The sequence below is a fragment of the Microbacterium testaceum genome, from assembly GCF_001476285.1.
Classification (GTDB): domain Bacteria; phylum Actinomycetota; class Actinomycetes; order Actinomycetales; family Microbacteriaceae; genus Microbacterium; species Microbacterium testaceum_B.
In genome coordinates, this window is record NZ_LDRU01000174.1 from 1 (window position 1) to 533 (window position 533).

1 protein-coding gene is annotated in these 533 nt (G+C 67.5%); it reads right to left on the reverse strand.

The features are described from left to right. Positions 1 to 533: FAD-dependent oxidoreductase (locus NS283_RS18220; protein ID WP_193752720.1), on the reverse strand; the 533-nt coding region annotated here is incomplete at both ends.

Below are 533 nucleotides of genomic sequence, written 5' to 3' on the forward strand. Positions count from 1 at the left end.
CCGTTGGGATAGACCGTGTCGTCGTCGAGTCCTTCCGGCTCCAGGAAGATCTGATGGCCGTCGCGATCACCGAAACGGACGATCTTGTCCTCGATCGAGGGACAATAGCGCGGTCCGGAGCTCTTGATCTGGCCGGAATACATCGGTGAGCGGTGCACATTGGCCCGGATCACGTCATGGTTCGCCGGCGTGGTCCGGGTGATGCCGCACTGGATCTGCGCGGTCGTGATCCGGTCGGTCATGACCGAAAACGGCTCCGGCGGATCGTCTCCGGGCTGCATTTCGACCGCCGACCAGTCGAGCGTGGGGCCGTCGAGGCGCGGCGGAGTCCCCGTCTTGAGCCGGCCGAGCACGAAGCCTGCCCGCTCGAACGACGCGGACAGACCCATGGCCGGCGCCGCACCGACCCGGCCCGCCGGCCAATTCTTCTCGCCGAGATGGATCAGACCGCGCAGGAAGGTGCCGGTCGTGATCACAACCGCACCCGCGGACAGCTGCCGGCCGTCGCCCAGGCGAATGCCGGTGACGCGCCC